The organism is Xanthomarina gelatinilytica (assembly GCF_000348685.1).
Lineage (GTDB): Bacteria > Bacteroidota > Bacteroidia > Flavobacteriales > Flavobacteriaceae > Xanthomarina > Xanthomarina gelatinilytica.
Genome location: NZ_ANLA01000024.1, coordinates 13,035 through 32,990, shown reverse-complemented (window position 1 = coordinate 32,990; position 19,956 = coordinate 13,035). Strand labels below are relative to the sequence as shown.

Sequence of the window (19,956 nt, the reverse complement as noted above, 5' to 3'; positions counted from 1 at the left end):
TAAGCAATTGGTGTTATATACAGTTGAAATTATCAGTCATTAAAATTCTATTTAAGTTGAAAAAAATAATCGCTTTACTTGTACTCTGTTTTACGGTTGGCAGCTGTGAAAAAGACGATATCTGTTCGGAAACCACCGAAACAACCCCAAAAATTCACATTGCATTTTATGATATTACCTTACCTAGTGAAAACACACCAAAGAATGTTAATAGATTAAGGGTTACCGGAGTTGGCGATCCAGACCCAGGTGTTGTTTCCAGTTACGATGGCAGCAAAGCACAAAAAGAGGTCTATTTGCCTTTAAAAACTACCGAAAACAGCACACAATTCATCCTTCACAAAGGATATAAAATAGATGAAAACGATACTGTTTTAGGAAACCCAGATACCATTACCATAAGTTATGTAAGAAAAGAAGTCTATGTGTCTCGCGCTTGTGGGTATAAAACCATTTTTGAAAATGTGGTCATTAGCGTTGAAGACGATGGTAACAAATGGATACAATTAGCACAATCTGTAAACGATAATCAAACTGTAGAGCATGAAGATGACATTCACTATAAAATATATCATTAACCCTTTTATTGCCATACTCTTTTTTTGCACTATTGGTCAAGCTCAAAACGATAGCATAGTCAGTACCAAAACAGACTCCCTAAAATATAAGGAAAGTTATGGCCTACGTCTTGGTGGCGATTTAGGTAAACTTATTAGGTCTTTTATAGACGATGAGTATAAAGGTTTTGAAATTAATGCTGATTTCCGACTTACCAAAAAATGGTATGTGGCTGGGGAAATTGGGGTTGAAGAAAAAGATACAGACAACGATTATTTGAATGCCACAACCCAAGGAAGTTATTTTAAAGCAGGAGTGGATTACAACGCTTACGAAAACTGGTACGGAATGGAAAACATGATTTATGGAGGATTTAGGGTTGGTGCCAGTACTTTTAGCCAAACCTTAAACAGTTATGGCGTGTATGCCCAAGATCAATATTGGTCCCCTCAATTAACTTCAAACGAGTCACAAAAATTCAGTGGTCTTTCTGCACTTTGGGGAGAGTTTATTGTAGGACTTAAAGTTGAAGTATTAAACAATCTATATCTTGGCTTGAACGCTCAGTTTAAATACTTAATAAGTCAAGACCAACCCAATAATTTTGAAAACCTTTATATTCCAGGCTTCCAAAAAACCTATGACAGTGGAGGTTTTGGTTTTGGTTATGGATATTCCATCTCGTATTTAATCCCGTTTTACAAAAAAAATAAATAGTTTTTTAATAAAAACAATATCCATGTGCTTATATAAATGTTGTGACATTAGGTCTCAACCTTTGTAAACCTACCTTGCCAGCTTAAATTAAGCTGCTTTCTCTTCTATCTTATACAAATAACTATGTTAAAAAATAAAAAATATTTTATTTAGTTAGGATTCCTTACTATATTTGAATTGCAATAATGCAATAACTTAAATTTTTAAATTATGAGTAAATCCATTTTTTATCACGCAGGATGTCCTGTTTGCCTAAGTGCAGAACACGACATTGTAGACTTAGTTGGCAAACAAAACGTAGAGATTGTTAATATTGGTGAACACAGAAACAGAATTGAGGAGGCAGAAAAAGCAGGTGTTAAATCGGTTCCGGCCATGGTAACACCAACCGGAAATGTGTTGCATATTAATTACGGTGCTTCCATGGCAGAAGTTAAAGGTTAAAATGAAAGTATCTGTTTGGGACACTTATGTTCAAAGGGAAGATGGGGAAATCATGCATTTTGATATTTTAGTGCCCAACTTGGTCACTAATGAAGAAACCATTTTCAATTATGGCAGGACATATTTAAAAAGCAAGCCATTTAAAACCGGTAAATTAACATCCAGCGAATGTAAATTCTGCCATATGGAACAAGCTACGGAAACCATTATCAATGCCATAAAAAACAAAGGCTTTTATATTATTGAAATGGAACATTGCAACTAATTTAATTAGGATGACTAACTTTGCCTATTGAGTGTGTGCTTGATAGGCAATTTTACAACTATAACATGAGCAATTCTATATTTAACCCAGAGTTTCAAAACCAAAGTACTTCCAGTAAAATTATTGTGGCCTTGGAACGCATTTCTGAGGCTTTTAAAGCCCTTTTGTGGAAAAAAGCCAAGGAATTTGGCTTGAGTCCCATACAAATTCAAATGTTGATTTTTATAGCGTATCACAAACAAGACTTATGCAATGTCAGTCATTTAGCCAAAGAGTTCAATGTTACAAAACCTACCATTAGTGATGCTGTTCGTGTGCTTTTAAAGAAAGAATATATTGCAAAGGATGTATCTAACTTGGACAGTAGAAGCTATTCCATATTATTAACCGAAACCGGAAAAAACCTTTTAAAACAAATCGAAGATTTTGCCCTTCCCATTAAATCCAAGTTAGATCTTTTGGAAACATCCAAACAGGACGATTTATTTCATTCCTTGAGCCAAGTTATATATAACTTAAATCAAATTGGCATTTTAACAGTGCAAAGAACCTGTTATGGCTGCAAATTTTATGAAAACAAGAACTCAATCCATTATTGTCAGTTATTGAACAAACCTCTTAAAGTTTCTGACATTAGAGTGGATTGTCCGGAATTTAACGCCAAAGAAGCTTCTTAATTATTGTATTTCGCTTTTTTGCTTCCTTCATACATCACGTATTTTACAAAACGTGCTTCCAATTTGGCATTTACCAAATGTATTTTTCTGGAAGGTCTTAACCCAACGTGCTTTAATGCATCTAAGTTAGATGTTATAAACCAAGCGTCTGTTCCTGGATAGCCTTGTTTAAGTGTATCGCCAATATTTTTGTAGAACTCTTCCATCTCAATATCTAAACGTTCTCCATAAGGAGGATTAAAAACCATGTGCAGCTTATCTTCACCAGCTTTTTGGGTTTTAAAGAAATCTTCGTGCTTAATGCTTATGAATTCTTCCAGATGGGCATTTTTAATATTGTCCTTGGCTTTGGCCACAGCACTTGGGGATTTATCGTAACCCATAATTTTATAATGGAAATCCCTGGTTTTACTTAAAAGCGATTCTTCAATTTTTTCAAATAAATCCACATCCCAATCTGCCCAACGCTCAAAAGCAAATTCCTTACGCATTAAATTGGGAGGAATGTTACATGCTATCATGGCCGCTTCTGCCAAAATGGTACCACTTCCACACATGGGATCCATAAAATCGCATTGTCCACCCCAACCGGAAAGCATCACCAAACCAGCTGCAAGCACTTCATTGATTGGAGCAATGTTCGTGGCTGTTTTATAACCACGTTTGTGTAAAGAATCTCCAGAAGAATCTAAAGAAATATGGCAAATCTCTCTGTCTATATGCACATTAATCTTTAAGTCTGGAAATTTTAAATCTACATTAGGCCTTTGTCCTGTAGTATCACGAAATTTATCTACCACAGCATCTTTGGTTTTTTGTGCCACATATAGTGAATGTGTAAAAACATTGGAATTTATGGTGGCATCCACTGCAAGGGTTCCTGTAGGTTTTAAATAAGGTTCCCAAGACATGTTGTAAATTTTATCGTATAGGTCTTTTTCATTGAACACTTTAAAGGTTTCTATGGGTTTTAAGATTTTTATAGCTGTACGTAAGCCTAAATTAGCTTTGTACATAAACCCTTTGTCTCCCGTAAAACTTACGTTTCTAACCCCTATTTTTACATCTTGTGCGCCAAGCTGTGTGAGTTCTTTTGCCAGTAATTCTTCAAAGCCAAATAAGGTTTTGGCAACCATTTTAAAATTATTCTCCATTGCAGACATTAAATAGATTGCAAAAATACAGTATTTTTGTGGCAACTTAAATGAAATGGGTTAAGGATTGAGCAATTGTTGAAGCTCTTTTTGTGGTTATCTGGAACAAAGTGACTTGGTAACAACATAAAAAGCGACTTGCGAAAGCCTGACGCTGTTTCGTGAAAACGAAGTAGCGTAACCCCAAAAAATACATCCCATTTTTAGGGACATTTGATATGACCGAAAACACAACTAAATGGTATGCCTCTTGGTTTGATACACCTTATTACCATATTTTATATAAAGATAGGGACCATGACGAAGCACAAATGTTTATGGACAACCTTACCAATTATTTAAACCTACCCGAAGATGGAAAAATCCTGGACCTGGCTTGTGGCAAAGGCAGGCATTCTGTATATTTAAATTCTTTGGGGTATGATGTTACTGGTGTGGATTTGTCTGAAAACAGTATTGCCTACGCCAAACAATTTGAAAACGATAAGCTGCATTTTGAAGTGCATGACATGTGCCAACCTTACAATAAAAAATTTGATGCTGTTCTTAATTTATTTACCAGTTTTGGTTACTTTGACGATGAAGCTGATAATTTAAGAACCATAAACGCCATACAAGCAGATTTAAACGAATATGGTTTTGGGGTGATTGATTTTATGAACAGTGACTTTATTCTGAACAATTTGGTTCCTGAAGACACCAAAACGGTTGAAGGCATTAGGTTCCGCTTAAAACGTTATGTAAAAGACGGTTATTTGTTCAAAGATATTTTTTTTGAAGACAAAGGACAACACTTTGCCTTTCAAGAACGTGTAAAAGCCTTTACCTTAAAGGATTTTGAAACCCTTTTTGAAAAAGCAAACGTACATTTGCTGGATGTCTTTGGAGACTATAAATTGCGTAAGTTTGATAAAAATAGTTCTGAACGTTTGATCATGATTTTTAAATAAGTCGATAATCGGCATTAAACTTTTCTCAGTTTTCCCTGAGTTATTGGTTGCTTATGAATAAATACCTTTTACCTGTACTTGCTGTACTAATTGGCGCATTGATTGTTTTGGTTTTAAAACAAAAACGCAGTTTGTTTACCAAGCTCCTACTCTCTTTTAGCGGTGCTTTTTTATTGGCCTTAACTTTGTTTGATTTGTTGCCGGAAGTGTACCACCACTTGGATGCCAAATTAACCGGTTTGTATATTATGTTTGGTATTTTGCTTCAAATTATTTTGGAGTTTTTCTCTAAAGGAGCCGAACACGGACACATTCATATACATAAAGACAATACCCAATTTCCTTGGTTGTTGTTTATTAGTTTGTGTATCCATAGTTTTTTAGAAGGATTTCCCATTCACCAACACAACGATATGGTTTATGGGGTTTTAATACATAAAATTCCCATTGCAACCTTAATAACCAGTTTTTTGGTACAATCCAACTACAGCAAAATGCAAATTGCTGGTTTTTTAATATTTTTTGCTGCCATGACGCCTCTTGGAACATTTATATCCAACAACACAAGCTTGGCCGAACAACACATATATATCATTAATGCCATTGTTATAGGTATCTTTTTCCATATTTGCACGGTTATTTTATTTGAAAGCAGCGAAGGACATAAGTTTAATATGTCTAAATTATTGGCTATCATTTTTGGTGTGGCCATTGCCTATTTAATTTAAGTTTATGTTTAGCAAAGAAGAATCTAAATTATTAAAGCAAGAATTTTGGACCAGTTTTGGGAAGTCGTTTCCAAGAAAATGGTTATTGTACGACACCAAAACAAAGGGCTTGAGTTTTAAATTTCATTTTGACACTAAAAAGGCTTTGGTGGCCTTGGATCTGGAGGACGACCTGGAAGAACGCATTAATCATTGGGGGAAACTTATGGCTTTAAAATCTATTCTATTAGAAGAATATTTACCAGAAGCTGTTTTTGAAGAAGCATATGTTTTGGAAAACGGAAAAGAAATTTCAAGGGTGTATGTTCTCTTGGATGCTTCGGTTTCCATACATAACAAAAAATCCTGGCGCTTGGTCATGGAGTTTTTTTATGAAACCATGAGTAAGTTTGAAGCCTTTTTTGAAGAATACAAAGATATTATCAAAGGCTAACCAACCAATACATGTTTAAAACCCAAAAACACACTTAACTAATTGCACATGAAGTTTTTTACTTTAACACTTTGCTTATTTATTACCCATATTCATTTGGCTCAAGAACGTGAATATATGGTTACTAAAAACAAAGATACCATTTACGGAAGTATAAAAAGAAGCTTCAATTTGTTTGATAAAGAAAATATTGGTTTTAAGATAGAGGATGCCACAGGCAAAAAAACCAAAATTGAAATTAGCGAGGTAAAAAGTTTAAAGTTGTTTAATGGTGCAGATGGCGATAGTTACATAGTAACCATATATGACACATGGTATCTAAAACGAATTGTTGAAGGAGAGATTGAAGTTTTTGAAATGCTAAGCACACCTCTATTTTACGTCTCTAAAAAAGGTTCTGAGTTAGAGTTTATTGATATGGGTATGCCTTTTGCCAGAAAAAAAGCACATGCACAACTAAGAGCATACCTTAAGGACGATCCTGAGCTTTTAGAAGAATTCGATTCCATGCAAGGAACTGAAAAAAACATATTATACATTATAAAAAAGTATAACTCTTTAAAAGAATACAAAGTCAATTGATTGGATTTAAAAACTTAAATCACATAAAAAAACACCAACAAAAAATGGCAAATGGCACCACCCAAAACAAACAGGTGCCAAATAACATGGTTAAAAGGAATTTTATGAATGGCGTAAAACACAATGCCTAAAGTGTAGAACAGGCCTCCTGCAAAGAGCAACAAGGTTCCATTGGTGCCAATAAATTGGGCGAGATTTGAAAAATCGACCACTATTAACCAGCCCATGATTAAATACAAGATAACCGAAAAGACTTCAAACCTACCTGTAAAAAACAGTTTTAAAACCAAACCTAAAAGGGCAATCCCCCAAACCACCCAAAAAATGGGCCATCCTTTACTCTGTTCCAATGCAATAAGCGCAACAGGTGTGTAAGTTCCAGCTATTAAAAGGTAAATGCTAATATGATCTATAATCCTGAAATAATGTTTTTGCTTTTCGGCTTGAACGGCATGGTAAAGGGTTGAGGAACTGAAGAGAATAATAATGCTTAAACCGTAAACTATAACGCTAAACAGGCTCCAGCTGGTTTTGTTTGAGTTATAAACAACCAACAACACTAAAGCCACAATGCCCATTAAGGCACCTACTGCATGTGTTAAGGCATTTAATCGTTCTTCAAAAAGGGTTTGTACACGCATTTAATTAAGCCATTTTTCGGTTAGCTCCAAAAAATCAAATTTAATGGCAGCATCCTGTCGTTCCAACTTACCACTCTGGAAGTTACGCTGTAAGACGTCTTCAATTAGATAGTCTTCTTTTACGTGTTCCGGATCGTAAATCTCTTTCAGGGAAATATTAAACAAATTGGCTGTACTGTTAAACCAAAAAGCACGCCAACCACTTCGCAACCTTTTAATCAAATCGAAAGTGGTTTCTCCCGTTTGCCTGTAAATAAGCTTAACCAAGATTTGACCTTCGGTCCTGGTTAACTGCTTGAGCTCTTCGGCAAATTCATCTTCTATATAACTTTGAATGATTTTAGCATATTTTTTTTGATCGCTTTTTTTCTTGATGGAAGCCATTCGCTCGTTTAAAGTTTCCAAGCGTTCGGCAGCCAATTTGGCATACGGATAGACTTTAATGGTTTTTCGTCTTAAAATCAAATAGCGTTTACGGTCTTCGTTGCTGTCAAATTTCAATTTATGGAGCAGCAAGACTTCGTTTAAATTGATGGCCGTGTGTGGAATGGTATCACCTTCAAAAAAAATATACTCCACATCAATATCTTCTGTACCAAGGGAATCTATTTGACTTTGGGCAAAAAAGGGGAAGCATAAAAGTATGTAAACCAGTTTTTTCATATTTAATTTTCTCACAGATGTATTGGGTGATTTCAAGAAATAATGAATCTAAAATCGTTCCAAATTCCATGGTAAAATTAATAATTTACCAAAGCATTAACCTTAAAATAGTATTAATATTATTATTTTAGTGCAAAATAATTTAACATGGCAAAAAAGAGCATATTAAACAAAAAATCGATTGATTTTTTAGAGAAATATTTAAATAATGCAGCCCCAACGGGTTACGAATGGGAAGGACAGAAAATCTGGATGAAGTACCTGGAACCTTATGTGGATGAATTTATAACAGATACCTATGGGAGTGCTGTTGGTGTAATAAACCCTAAAGCAAAATTTAAGGTAGTGATTGAAGGACATGCCGATGAAATTTCCTGGTATGTAAACTACATTACCGACAATGGATTAATTTATGTGATTAGGAATGGTGGATCTGACCACCAGATTGCTCCAAGTAAAATAGTTAACATACACACCAAAAAAGGTATTGTAAAAGGGGTTTTTGGTTGGCCAGCCATCCATACCAGGGATAAAAGCAAGGAAGAGAGTCCGAAACCAGAAAACATTACTATAGATGTTGGTGCCAAGGATAAAGCTGAAGTTGAAAAAATGGGCATCCATGTGGGTTGCGTGATTACTTATCCAGATGAATTTCACATCCTTAACAAGGATAAGTTTGTTTGTAGGGCCTTGGATAACAGAATGGGAGGTTTTATGATTGCCGAAGTGGCACGATTGTTACACGAGAACAAAAAGAAACTGCCTTTTGGACTATATGTTACCAATTCGGTACAGGAAGAAATAGGTTTAAGAGGTGCTGAAATGATTACCCAAACCATTAAACCCAACGTGGCCATTGTTACAGACGTAACTCACGACACCACGACTCCAATGATCGATAAGAAAAAAGAAGGGCATTTGGAACTTGGCCTAGGACCTGTAGTGGCTTATGCACCAGCAGTGCAACAAAAGCTTAGGGATTTAATAACAGACACAGCTGAAGAAAAGAAAATACCGTTTCAACGTTCTGCACTTTCCAGAGCTACAGGAACAGATACAGATGCCTTTGCTTATAGCAATGGTGGTGTAGCTTCAGCATTGATTTCTTTACCACTTCGTTACATGCATACCACTGTAGAAATGGTACATAGAGAGGATGTGGAAAACGTTATCAAACTGATTTACGAAACGCTTTTAAAAATAGAAGATGGCGAAACATTTTCGTACTTCAAATAACTAATAATCTGTCATTGTGAGGAATCCCGACACTTCGGGATGACATGGCAATCTGTTTTTTATTTTAATTAATAGATAACCACGTTTTACAAAACTCTCAATGACAGTTTTTTTTTTATGGACGAATTAATAGACATTATAACTAAAGACGGCAAACCTACTGGTAAAACTGCCCTTAAATCTCTAATTCACAACAAAGGGTATTATCACAATACAGCACATGTTTGGTTTTACACCCAAAAGGGACAAATACTATTGGCACAACGTGCAGCCTCAAAAACCATTTATCCCTTGCTTTGGGATGTGTCTGTTGCAGGCCATGTAGATGCTGGAGAAACCATAGAACAAGCAGCCATAAGGGAGACCCAAGAAGAAATTGGATTAAGCATTTCCAAATCCGAATTACACAAAATTGGCGTATTCCCTTGCTTTCAAAACTATGACAATGGGATGGTTGATAATGAGTTTCATCATACCTTTCTTGTGGAATTGAAAGTGCCCCTTAAAAAATTAACACCTCAAAAACACGAGGTAGAACGATTAAAATTGATAACCATACAGGAATTTGAAATGTTCTTGAAGTTTACAGAGGACCATCAGCATTTTATACCATCCAATAAAACTTATTATCAAATTGTTTTAAAACATATTTTACAACATTTATAATTTCACTATTTTCATTGCATGAATCTACTTATTGCAGCCATTGCCCCTGTTCTTGCCATTATACTCTACATATACTGTAAAGATGAGTATGAAAAAGAACCTCGAAGACTCTTGCTCTATAATTTTTTATTGGGTGCCATTATAAGCATTTTAATAGCTACCGTTTTGTACTATGGGTCTGATGCCATTATAACTTTGGATGACGATTATAGTATTATTCAACAGTTTTTTAAAGCTTTTTTTGTTGTTGCCATTATAGAAGAGTTTAGCAAATACATTATTGTTAGGTATTTTGCACAACCCAACAAAGAGTTTAACGAACCTTACGATGGCATTATTTATGCCGTCATGGTATCTATGGGTTTTGCTGCTACCGAAAACATCATGTATGTCATGGAAGGAGGATATCAAGTAGCTTTGTTACGCGCTTTTACTGCTGTTCCAGCGCATGCCACTTTTGCTGTCTTGATGGGATATTTTATGGGAAAAGCCAAATTTGCCAAGTATCCATCCAAATATAATTTATTAGGGCTGTTCCTGGCCGTTTTATTCCATGGTGCCTACGATTTCTTTTTGTTCATAGATTTTATTCCGGGCATATGGTTAGGAGCTCTCGCCTCATTATTCCTTGGGTTGTTTCTTTCGGCAAGAGCCATAAAAGCGCATCAAAAAAAATCACGCTTTCATGTTTAAACCAAAGCAACAAGATCTATTTTACTAAAAAGCAGCACCTATTTAATTATTTAGTTTCGACTGATTAATCCTTATATTTACACCCTCAAAACAAAAAAACATGAATCAAATTTACAAGGTAAACGTTAATAATAGTTTCGATTTTGATGTTAGTCCTGAACAGGTTTCCTGTTTGGATGCCATAAAAATGTCAGCCTCACAATTTCATGTCCTACAAGGTCACAAGTCTTATAAGTGCGAAATTGAAACTTCCAATGTCAATTCAAAATCATATAAAGTAAAAGTTAACGGAAACACCTATAACATACATATTTCCAATAATTTAGACATTCTTATCAAGGACATGGGCTTTGAAGTTGGCGCTTCAAAAAAAGTGAATGAAATAAAAGCTCCAATGCCAGGATTGATTTTAGATATACACGTAAAAGAAGGTCAGGAAGTAAAAGAAGATGATGCACTATTGATCTTAGAAGCCATGAAAATGGAAAATGTATTGACTTCTCCTAGGGATGGGATAATAAAATCCATTAGTGTTTCTAAAAATGACACTGTGGACAAAAACCAATTATTAATAGAGTTTGAGTAAAAAGTATAGAACCCATCCTGTTTAGTTTTTTTTAACATTATAGGGTAAAACAAGTCGCGACTTTTCGGCGACAAAGATCTTGACAGTAAATGAAATAAACACAAATTTCCTTAATAGTGGGAGTAAAAAATATATGTTTTCAATGAAAAAAATACTAATAGCAAACAGAGGGGAAATAGCCTTACGCGTGATGCGCACAGCAAAAAAAATGGGCATAAAAACGGTAGCTGTATATTCTACGGCAGATAGGCATGCACCTCATGTAAAATATGCAGATGAAGCTGTTTTAATTGGTGAAGCCCCTTCCAACCAGTCGTATTTATTGGCCGACAAGATTATTGAAGTAGCAAAAAACCTCCAAGTAGATGCCATACATCCTGGCTATGGTTTTTTAAGTGAAAATGCACATTTTGCCGAATTATGCGAAAACAACAACATCACCTTTATTGGACCAAAATCCAAAGCCATAAAAATTATGGGTTCCAAATTGGCAGCCAAAGAAGCTGTTAAAGCCTATAACATCCCAATGGTTCCAGGAACCGAAGAAGCCATAACAGACATTGCAGCTGCTAAAAACATTGCAACAGACATAGGTTTCCCCATACTAATTAAAGCCTCTGCAGGTGGTGGCGGAAAAGGCATGCGTATAGTAGAGAAAGAAACCGATTTTGAAGCTCAAATGGAACGAGCCATTAGCGAAGCTGTCAATGCTTTTGGTGATGGTTCTGTTTTTATTGAAAAATATGTAAGCTCACCAAGACATATTGAAATTCAGGTGATGGCAGATGCGCATGGCAACATCATTCATTTATTTGAAAGGGAATGTAGCATTCAAAGACGACATCAAAAAGTGGTGGAAGAAGCTCCTTCTTCAGTACTTACGCCTGAATTACGCGAACAAATGGGGCAAGCTGCCATAAAAGTAGCCAAATCCTGTGAGTACCTTGGAGCTGGAACTGTGGAGTTTTTATTGGACGATAAACACAATTTTTATTTCTTGGAAATGAACACACGCTTACAGGTTGAACATCCAGTAACCGAACTTATTACTGGAACCGACTTGGTGGAACTTCAAATTCGTGTGGCTCGTGGTGAGGTACTTCCCATTAAACAAAGCGATTTAAAAATTCAAGGGCACGCCGTTGAATTACGTGTATATGCCGAAGATCCACTAAACGATTTTCTACCAAGCGTAGGAAACCTGGAAGTGTATAAACTGCCTGAAGGTAAAAACATTCGGGTTGACAATGGATTTGAAGAAGGCATGGACGTTCCAATTTATTACGACCCAATGCTGTCTAAACTTATCACTTATGGAGAAACCAGGGAAGAAGCTATTCAGCTAATGATTCATGCCATAGAAAACTATCATATTGAAGGTATTCAAACCACCTTGCCTTTTGGAACCTTTGTTTGTGAACATGAAGCTTTTAGGTCTGGAAATTTCGACACGCATTTTGTGAAAAAATACTATGCTCCAGAAGCCTTATTAAACAAGCAACAGGAAGAAGCTGAAATTGCAGCAATCTTGGCAGTAAAACAATATTTGGAAGATAAAAAGGTACTGCGATTACCATTAAAATAATTTACAATTGCAGTAATCAGTCAATACATAAAATATCATAAACAGCATTGCACCTTTATGTCCTTGCCCATTGGCAGGCTGGTTTGCGAGAAAAGACAAGAAAAATGGATTCAAAAATAAAAAACCTTAACGAAAAACTAACCCAAGCTTATTTAGGTGGTGGACAAGCCCGAATAGATAAGCAACATAAAAGCAAAAAATTAACGGCAAGAGAACGCGTGGATTACCTTTTGGACGATGGTTCTTTTGAAGAAATTGGTGCTTTAGTAACCCATAGAACCAAAGATTTTGGGATGGAAAACCAAAAATTTTATGGAGATGGTGTGGTTACAGGTTATGGAACCATAAACGGCAGATTGGTCTATGTCTTTGCCCAGGATTTTACCGTTTTTGGAGGTTCTTTGTCTGAAACACATGCCGAAAAAATTTGTAAAATCATGGATTTGGCCGTAAAAGTTGGCGCTCCCATTATTGGTTTGAACGATTCTGGAGGTGCTAGGATCCAAGAAGGGGTTCGCTCGCTTGGTGGTTATGCCGATATCTTTTTTAGAAATGTGCAAGCCTCAGGTGTAATCCCTCAAATTTCGGCCATTATGGGACCTTGTGCAGGAGGTGCCGTTTACTCTCCTGCCATGACCGATTTTACCATGATGGTTGAAGATACCAGTTACATGTTTGTAACAGGACCTAACGTGGTTAAAACCGTTACCAATGAAGAAGTGACTTCCGAAGAGCTTGGAGGTGCCAGCACACATTCTACCAAATCAGGAGTCGCACATATAACCTCGTCAAACGATGTGGAGTGTTTGGAAGATCTAAAAAAATTAATGAGTTATATTCCTCAAAACAACACAGAAACCACTCCTCTATTGCCTTTTGAATTGACAGATGAAGTTAGGGAGAGTCTTTCGGATATTATTCCTGATAATGCCAACAAACCTTACGACATGCATCAGGTGATTTCTGGGATTATTGACGAGGATTCGTTTTTTGAAATCCATAAAAACTATGCCGAAAACATCATTGTTGGGTTTGCGCGATTAGGAGGCAGAAGTGTAGGTATCGTAGCCAACCAACCCATGTTTTTAGCAGGTGTCCTGGATGTAAACAGTTCTAAAAAAGCAGCAAGATTTGTAAGGTTTTGCGATGCTTTCAACATACCTCTACTGGTCTTGGAAGATGTTCCTGGATTTTTACCAGGAACAGACCAAGAATGGAATGGTATTATTGTTCATGGTGCCAAATTATTATATGCCTTAAGCGAAGCGACCGTTCCTAGAGTAACGGTTATTACCAGAAAAGCCTATGGAGGTGCCTACGATGTTATGAATTCAAAACACATAGGAGCCGACATGAATTTTGCTTGGCCAAGTGCCGAAATTGCCGTAATGGGAGCCAAAGGTGCTGCTGAAATTATTTTTAAAAAGGAAATAAGTGCAGCAGAAGACAAAGAAGCCAAGTGGAAAGAAAAAGAAGCCGAATATGCCGAGTTATTTGCCAACCCTTACAGTGCAGCAGAACGTGGTTTTATAGACGAGGTGATTTTACCAAAGGACACCAGACGCAAATTAATTAAGGCATTTTCCATGTTGGAAAAGAAAGAAGTCTTGAGACCAAAACGCAAACACGGTAATATTCCGTTGTAATATTTAACCTATAACTTTTAAGAGTAAGCCTTTAAATTTCTATCTTTAAGTATTCATTTTAATAACTTTAAAGATGAAAAAGCGCTTAAACCAGTTGGCAGCCACAGCAATTTGTGGTAACGACATAAGTTCTTCGTGCTTATATGTTTCTGGTTTGGCTATTGTATATGCTGGGCAATATGCTTGGATTTCGCTATTGATGGTAGCTTTGATCCTTTTTTTATTTCGAAAAATTTATGGCGAAGTGGTTGGGGCACTTCCTTTAAATGGAGGTGCATACAATGCCTTGTTAAATACCACAAAAAAGTCAACAGCTTCTTTTGCAGCAACCTTAACGGTTTTATCTTATATGGCAACTGCTGTCATTTCTGCCAGTGAATCAGTAAAATATGCACATAGTTTATGGCATGGCATACCCATTATTTACACAACCATAGGTTTGTTGTCCGTATTTATGCTTATCGTAATTTTGGGTATTGGGGAATCTTCTAAAGTAGCCACTGGTATTTTTATTTTTCATCTTAGTTCCTTAACCTTGTTATGCCTGTTTTGTACGGTTTATTTATTTCAAAACGGATTTGATAATCTCATTACCAATTTCAAGAAACCTATAGAAGGCAGTATCACAACGGCTTTGTTTTTTGGTTTTGCTGCTGCCATGTTGGGCATTAGTGGTTTTGAAAGTTCAGCCAATTACGTGGAAGAACAACAAGAAGGGGTGTTTCCAAAAACCCTTAGGAATATGTGGATTATTGTTACCATTTTTAATCCTTTGATTGCATTTTTGGCCTTGGCAATACTACCTCTATCCACGATTTATAATGAAAATGAAACTTTACTGTCCTTTATGGGGCAAACTTCAGGTGGCAATTGGCTTTTTTATTTGGTATCCATAGATGCTGTTTTTGTATTAAGTGGCGCAGTACTCACATCTTTTGTTGGGGTTGGAGGTTTGGTGGAACGCATGACCTTGGACAGAATTTTACCTAAATTCCTTTTAAAAAAGAACGCCAAAGGCAGCTCTTATATTATTTTTATCAGTTTCTTCTTTTTATGTGTAACCATTTTACTTTTCACACAAGGAAACCTAAAAGCCTTAGCTGGTGTTTATACCATAGCTTTCTTAAGTGTCATGATTTTATTTGCCATTGGCAACATGTTACTTAAAATAAACAGAAAAAACCTGCCAAGACCTGAACGTGCCAACAACCTGGCTTTGTTTGTTGCCATATTGGGCGTAACCTTGGCCCTAATAGGCAATATGGTTTTAAATCCTCCCTATTTAGGCATCTTTATTAAGTATCTTATACCTACATTATTTATTGTAGGCTTTATGTTATATAGAATTCAGATTTTAACAACTGTTTTAAAATTGATGGAATATATAATCCCTTCAAACTCTCCTGTTTTTAAAAACATAGATAACATCATTCAAAAACAAATAAGGCACATTCATAGTCAAGAATTTATTTTTTTTACCAATCATGATGATGTTTCCACTATTAACAAAGCCATTCAATACATTATAAAAAATGAACACACCAAACGATTGAAGATTATCACAGTTTTAAAGCCAGACTTTTTTGTTCCTGTCAATTTAAAAAGTGACATAGATGTCTTGGATCGTGCTTATCCGAATGTTCACATAGAATTTATAGAAGAACACGGACATTTTGGACCAGAAAAAATCAAAGAGTTGTCCAAAAAATATCAAATTCCAGTGCATTTTATGTTTATAGGGTCTCCTGGGGAGAATTTTCCTTATAAAATTCAAGAATTGGGGGATGTTAGGCTAATCATATAAATTCGTATCTTTAAAAACATCACTAACAACTATTTACATATGAAAAACTTAGTATTTACCACAGTCCTTTTAGTGTTTGGCTTAAGTATAATGGCTCAAACACCAGAAGAAATGAAAGCTTGGCAGGAAAATATGACGCCAGGTATAGAACATCAATGGTTAGCATCCATGGATGGTGAATGGAATGCCAACATACGCATGTGGATGGATCCATTGCAACCACCAACCGAATCCAAAGGTTCTACTGTCAATGAAATGATTATGGGTGGCTTGTACCAAAGATCCTCACATACCGGCAACATGATGGGCATGCCGTTTACAGGAGAAAGCATTACGGGTTACGACAAAGCACAAAAGAAATTTTTAGCCACTTGGATTGATAATTTTGGTAGCAGCATCATGTTTATGGAAGGCAATTACAATCCTGAAACCAACACTTTAACCTTGGAAGGCAACATGTTAGACCCTATTACCGGAAAGAACTTACAGGTTCGTGAAGTCTTAACCAAAACTTCTGATGACAGTCATAACTTTGTGATGTATCTGATTCAGGATGGAAAAGAAATTAAAAACATGGAAATAAACTACAGCAGAAAATAATTAACAACAACCTAGCATTAAAAAAACCTTCTGGAACCAATAAAAAGTTCCAAAAGGTTTTTTTGTATAGCAAACTAAAGGAAGTGCTAGATCAACCCTTTTAATACGGCCACTACCGAGGACATGATATATTCCACACCTATGGCAATAACAATAAAGCCAATAATCCTGGACAGACCATTTATTCCAGATGCACCCAAAAACTTAACGATTAAGTGAGCCCCTTTTAAAATAAAATAAATGGATAAGGACACTAAAATCATGGAACCAACCAATATTAAAATCTCATTGGTTAATTGGTATTCCTGATTATAAGCGATCAATAAAGAAATGGTTCCAGGTCCAGCCAACATAGGGATGGCCAAAGGTGTTAGGGAAATAGATTCCCTGTTGTGGATATCTTCTTGAATTCGGTCACGTTTCATCCCTTTATGCTCCCGAAACTTTCCTGTAAGCAAGGCAAAACCGGAAGAGGCTATGATAAGCCCTCCAGCAATTTTTAAAGCGTTTAAACTTATGCCAAAAAACGAAAGGATAAATTTACCGGCAAAAAAGGACAACAATAAAATAGCCAATACGTCTATAGCTGTCCAAAAGGCTATGACAGCTCGTTCTTTTTTGGTGTTATCTTCGGTTAATCCAACAAAAACAGGGACTGTTCCCAAAGGATTCATAATGGAAAATAAAGCCCCAAAACTCAATAAAAATAATTCCATGGTTTTTTTTGCAAATTCAATGTTTATTAATGGATTTTCTATTACCTAAACTTTAATAAAAAACAAGTAAATGGTTAAATTAGAAAAGCCACAGGAACCGAAGTTCCCGTGGCTAAGTTAAATACAAACTAACAAACTAACAAACTATTGTATTTAATCTAAAATCTTTAAGTATACTTTATTTTTTACTTGTCTGTAAGCATCAATATGCTTCACGTACTTGTTATGATAAGCATCGTGCTGATTGATATAAAACAAATCGCAATCCAAATCGTCGCATTCCTGAAAACTTTGTATAGAGCTTTTATAGTTATAAAATTCGTTCAACAACGCTGAATTGACTTCAATTTTTTCCAACAGCTCATCTCTTAAAACCCGATCGTGGATTTTGTTGGAGGCTATTTTTGCCAGCCAATCACATTCGTTGGTAACATAACTTAAATGCGATATCCAAGTTTGTAGATCCTGTAAACGTTTTGCTTGAATTATTTGCTCATCTGTATCATGGGCAAAAAATGTATTTGAATTCATTATAATTGAATTTGATTACTTTTTGTTTTTATTTGCTTTACTTCTGTCACTTTTAAAGACTTTGCACCTCCAGGGAATTCCCAGTCTATCACATCTCCTTTAGCATAACCCATAACGGCCAATCCCATAGGTGTTAAAACCGATAGTTTTTTATGTGAAAAATTACTTTCTGTTGGAGACACCAATTGAAAGGAGTTCTCCCATCCGTCGCTTGAGACGATGGTTACTTCAGAGTTAAATCTAATAACATCGTCAGGCATCTCATCTTCATTTGACACAATGGCCGATTCCAATTCATTTTGCAATCTTAAAACAGAATTTTTTCTGGAAGCATCTTTATAATTTCCAGACAGATTAAGAAGTCTTTTAAGTGTCACAAACTCCTTTTTTTCCAATATTAAACTACCGTATTTCATAATATCAATTAATTTTTAAGGGAAAATACCTCTTTGTATGTATGCTTTTTCAATTCGCTCTATGGCTATCACATAAGCTGCTGAACGCATATCCAAACTTTTCTCTTCCGATGTTTTTAAAACTCTCTTGAAAACTTCTGCCATTTTTTTAGTCAGCTTGGCCAAAATCTCATCAAGTTCCCATAACTCACCATTTCGGTTTTGAAGCCATTCAAAATAACTTCCAATAACACCTCCAGAATTACACAGAATGTCCGGGATGACTTCTATTCCTCTACTTAACAGTATTTGCTCTGCCTCTACAGTTGTTGGGCCATTGGCTCCTTCTGCTACTAAAAAGGCTTTAATTTGATGCGCATTTTCTTCGGTAATTTGGTTTCCAAGCGCAGCTGGAATACAAATGTCACAATCCAAGGCAAAGAAATCTTCTTTGGCTACCGATGTAGATTTAGGATATCCTACAAAGTTTCCGTTGTTGCTTTTTGAAAAATCCATTAATTCCTCTACTGAAATGCCTTCAGGGTTTGCAATGGTTCCAAAAGCATCTTGCACTCCAACCATTTTAGCGCCTTCTTTTTCAAGGAAGTGTGCAGCCCAATACCCAACATTTCCAAAACCTTGAACGATAAACGTTTTTCCTTTTAAATCTATTTTTTTATGCTCTGCCCAATTTTTGATGGTTAAGAACACACCAAAACCAGTGGCTCTGTCTCTTCCTTCCAGTCCTCCAGAACCTATAGGTTTACCGGTTACCACGTGTTGGTTTTTAGAACGTTCCGATGGTCCTTTTGTAGACATGTAAGTATCTGCAATCCAAGCCATGGTTTGCGCATTGGTATTAACATCTGGAGCTGGAATATCGTGTTCCGGTCCAATGTTTTCACCCAAAGCATAGGTAAAACGTCTTGTAATACGCTCTAACTCTGCATTGGAATATTTTTTAGGATCTATTTGAATCCCTCCTTTGGCTCCACCATAAGGCAATCCTGCCAAAGATGTTTTCCAGGTCATCCACATAGCCAAAGCTTTTACAGAATCTATGTCAATGGTTGGATGGTATCTCAATCCACCTTTGTATGGTCCTAAAGCGTTATTGTGCTGTACACGATAGCCTTTAAAAACTTCCACATCGCCATTATCCATCCTTACTGGGAAATGAATGATCAATTCATTGTTTGTAACCTCAAGTATTTTTTTAATATTTGGGTTTAGGTCAACCAACTCAGCAGCAGCATTAAACTGTTTCATAACATTCTCTAACATGCCTTGCTTTGGTTGTTGTTTTTGTTTTAACTCCTTTGTCAATGTCATTGTATTAAAATTAAATAAGTTCTACAGCTCTTTTTTCTGTGGCTGCAAGAAACTCTTGTGTTAATGTTTGGGGTTTGATGTTTGTTTTCGTGTCTTCAGCCAATTCATATTCGCTACAAGACCAAATAAAGCTTTTGTTTGATGTTAAACTACAGGATTCTACATGCCTGCACGTCCTACACAAACTTCTATCCATAGTATTCATAAATTAGTTTTTAATTCATGCCACTATAGACAACACTTGTGCCAACTTTACTAATTTTAAACAAATTAATTTATAACTTACTTATAATCAACACATTAATAAGAATAAATAAAATAAGGTCACATGAAGGTGTTGGGTAATATTTACCC

At 35.9% G+C, this 19,956-nt stretch carries 25 protein-coding genes; 17 read left to right on the top strand and 8 right to left on the bottom strand.

The window, feature by feature from the left end; translation table 11 throughout:
- Positions 1-56 precede the first annotated feature (56 nt).
- From D778_RS13190 to D778_RS13170, 5 genes are all read left to right on the top strand, one after another.
- Positions 57-578, top strand: a complete 522-nt coding sequence (locus D778_RS13190; RefSeq protein ID WP_007651560.1) for a DUF6452 family protein — start codon at positions 57-59, stop codon at positions 576-578.
- A complete protein-coding gene (locus D778_RS13185) occupies positions 544-1,275 on the top strand; it encodes a DUF6048 family protein (RefSeq protein ID WP_007651558.1) in 732 nt (243 codons plus the stop codon). The genes D778_RS13190 and D778_RS13185 overlap by 35 nt, the downstream gene beginning before the upstream one ends.
- A gap of 210 nt (positions 1,276-1,485) precedes the next feature.
- On the top strand, positions 1,486-1,719 hold the full coding sequence (locus D778_RS13180; protein WP_007651556.1) for a hypothetical protein: 234 nt from the start codon (positions 1,486-1,488) through the stop codon (positions 1,717-1,719).
- A gap of 1 nt (position 1,720) precedes the next feature.
- Positions 1,721-1,984, top strand: coding sequence for a DUF2024 family protein (locus D778_RS13175; RefSeq protein ID WP_007651554.1), 264 nt, complete (start codon positions 1,721-1,723; stop codon positions 1,982-1,984).
- 65 nt (positions 1,985-2,049) lie between these two features.
- The gene (locus tag D778_RS13170) at positions 2,050-2,661 is read left to right on the top strand and encodes a MarR family winged helix-turn-helix transcriptional regulator (RefSeq protein WP_007651552.1); all 612 of its coding nucleotides are present in this window, start codon (positions 2,050-2,052) and stop codon (positions 2,659-2,661) included.
- Here D778_RS13170 and D778_RS13165 read toward each other — a convergent pair.
- The gene (locus tag D778_RS13165) at positions 2,658-3,815 is read right to left on the bottom strand and encodes a THUMP domain-containing class I SAM-dependent RNA methyltransferase (protein WP_007651549.1); all 1,158 of its coding nucleotides are present in this window, start codon (positions 3,813-3,815) and stop codon (positions 2,658-2,660) included. The genes D778_RS13170 and D778_RS13165 overlap by 4 nt on opposite strands.
- Before the next feature lie 218 nt (positions 3,816-4,033).
- On the opposite strand from D778_RS13165, the gene D778_RS13160 reads away from it, so the two are divergent.
- From D778_RS13160 to D778_RS13145, 4 genes are read left to right on the top strand one after another with little or no spacing between them, the layout of a single operon-like run.
- Complete coding sequence (locus D778_RS13160; protein WP_007651548.1) at positions 4,034-4,765, top strand: class I SAM-dependent methyltransferase; 732 nt, start codon at positions 4,034-4,036, stop codon at positions 4,763-4,765.
- A gap of 53 nt (positions 4,766-4,818) precedes the next feature.
- Complete coding sequence (locus D778_RS13155; RefSeq protein ID WP_007651547.1) at positions 4,819-5,493, top strand: ZIP family metal transporter; 675 nt, start codon at positions 4,819-4,821, stop codon at positions 5,491-5,493.
- Between the two features lie 4 nt (positions 5,494-5,497).
- Positions 5,498-5,926, top strand: a complete 429-nt coding sequence (locus D778_RS13150) for a DUF4268 domain-containing protein (protein WP_007651546.1) — start codon at positions 5,498-5,500, stop codon at positions 5,924-5,926.
- A 48-nt stretch (positions 5,927-5,974) separates the two neighbouring features.
- Complete coding sequence (locus D778_RS13145) at positions 5,975-6,508, top strand: hypothetical protein (RefSeq protein ID WP_040492553.1); 534 nt, start codon at positions 5,975-5,977, stop codon at positions 6,506-6,508.
- Between the two features lie 14 nt (positions 6,509-6,522).
- Here D778_RS13145 and trhA read toward each other — a convergent pair whose 3' ends face one another.
- Together trhA and D778_RS13135 are read right to left on the bottom strand one after the other, a co-directional pair.
- On the bottom strand, positions 6,523-7,149 hold the full coding sequence (trhA, locus tag D778_RS13140) for a PAQR family membrane homeostasis protein TrhA (RefSeq protein ID WP_007651540.1): 627 nt from the start codon (positions 7,147-7,149) through the stop codon (positions 6,523-6,525).
- Positions 7,150-7,812, bottom strand: a complete 663-nt coding sequence (locus tag D778_RS13135) for a DUF4294 domain-containing protein (protein ID WP_007651538.1) — start codon at positions 7,810-7,812, stop codon at positions 7,150-7,152.
- A gap of 147 nt (positions 7,813-7,959) precedes the next feature.
- Here D778_RS13135 and D778_RS13130 point away from each other — a divergent pair, with 147 nt between their 5' ends.
- The 8 genes from D778_RS13130 to D778_RS13095 all read left to right on the top strand — a co-directional run bounded on the left by D778_RS13130 (position 7,960) and on the right by D778_RS13095 (position 16,628).
- A complete protein-coding gene (locus D778_RS13130) occupies positions 7,960-9,048 on the top strand; it encodes a M42 family metallopeptidase (RefSeq protein ID WP_007651536.1) in 1,089 nt (362 codons plus the stop codon).
- 117 nt (positions 9,049-9,165) lie between these two features.
- The gene (locus D778_RS13125) at positions 9,166-9,714 is read left to right on the top strand and encodes an NUDIX hydrolase (protein WP_007651534.1); all 549 of its coding nucleotides are present in this window, start codon (positions 9,166-9,168) and stop codon (positions 9,712-9,714) included.
- 18 nt (positions 9,715-9,732) lie between these two features.
- Positions 9,733-10,407: a PrsW family intramembrane metalloprotease gene (locus D778_RS13120; protein WP_007651533.1), complete on the top strand. Its 675-nt coding sequence runs from the start codon at positions 9,733-9,735 to the stop codon at positions 10,405-10,407.
- Positions 10,408-10,507: 100 nt separating this feature from the next.
- Positions 10,508-10,993 carry an acyl-CoA carboxylase biotin carboxyl carrier protein subunit gene (locus D778_RS13115; RefSeq protein WP_007651532.1) on the top strand — a complete coding sequence of 162 codons (486 nt, stop codon included), beginning with the start codon at positions 10,508-10,510 and terminating at the stop codon, positions 10,991-10,993.
- 142 nt (positions 10,994-11,135) lie between these two features.
- Positions 11,136-12,578 (top strand): acetyl-CoA carboxylase biotin carboxylase subunit, encoded by a 1,443-nt coding sequence (gene accC, locus D778_RS13110; protein ID WP_040492551.1) that lies wholly within the window; start codon positions 11,136-11,138, stop codon positions 12,576-12,578.
- Between the two features lie 104 nt (positions 12,579-12,682).
- Positions 12,683-14,224, top strand: coding sequence for an acyl-CoA carboxylase subunit beta (locus D778_RS13105; protein ID WP_007651530.1), 1,542 nt, complete (start codon positions 12,683-12,685; stop codon positions 14,222-14,224).
- Between the two features lie 73 nt (positions 14,225-14,297).
- A complete protein-coding gene (locus D778_RS13100; RefSeq protein WP_007651528.1) occupies positions 14,298-16,028 on the top strand; it encodes an APC family permease in 1,731 nt (576 codons plus the stop codon).
- Positions 16,029-16,067: 39 nt separating this feature from the next.
- Positions 16,068-16,628, top strand: coding sequence for a DUF1579 domain-containing protein (locus tag D778_RS13095; protein WP_007651527.1), 561 nt, complete (start codon positions 16,068-16,070; stop codon positions 16,626-16,628).
- 86 nt (positions 16,629-16,714) lie between these two features.
- Here D778_RS13095 and D778_RS13090 read toward each other — a convergent pair whose 3' ends face one another.
- The 5 genes from D778_RS13090 to D778_RS13070 form a co-directional block, all read right to left on the bottom strand.
- A complete protein-coding gene (locus D778_RS13090; RefSeq protein ID WP_007651525.1) occupies positions 16,715-17,344 on the bottom strand; it encodes a MarC family protein in 630 nt (209 codons plus the stop codon).
- A gap of 153 nt (positions 17,345-17,497) precedes the next feature.
- A complete protein-coding gene (locus tag D778_RS13085; protein WP_007651522.1) occupies positions 17,498-17,875 on the bottom strand; it encodes a hypothetical protein in 378 nt (125 codons plus the stop codon).
- Positions 17,875-18,291, bottom strand: coding sequence for a GreA/GreB family elongation factor (locus tag D778_RS13080; RefSeq protein WP_007651520.1), 417 nt, complete (start codon positions 18,289-18,291; stop codon positions 17,875-17,877). Before D778_RS13080 ends, D778_RS13085 begins: the two co-directional genes overlap by 1 nt.
- Positions 18,292-18,306: 15 nt before the next feature.
- Entirely contained in the window at positions 18,307-19,602 is a 1,296-nt protein-coding gene (locus D778_RS13075; RefSeq protein WP_007651518.1) for a Glu/Leu/Phe/Val family dehydrogenase, read from the bottom strand.
- A gap of 10 nt (positions 19,603-19,612) precedes the next feature.
- Positions 19,613-19,807 (bottom strand): hypothetical protein, encoded by a 195-nt coding sequence (locus tag D778_RS13070; RefSeq protein ID WP_007651516.1) that lies wholly within the window; start codon positions 19,805-19,807, stop codon positions 19,613-19,615.
- Positions 19,808-19,956 lie beyond the last annotated feature (149 nt).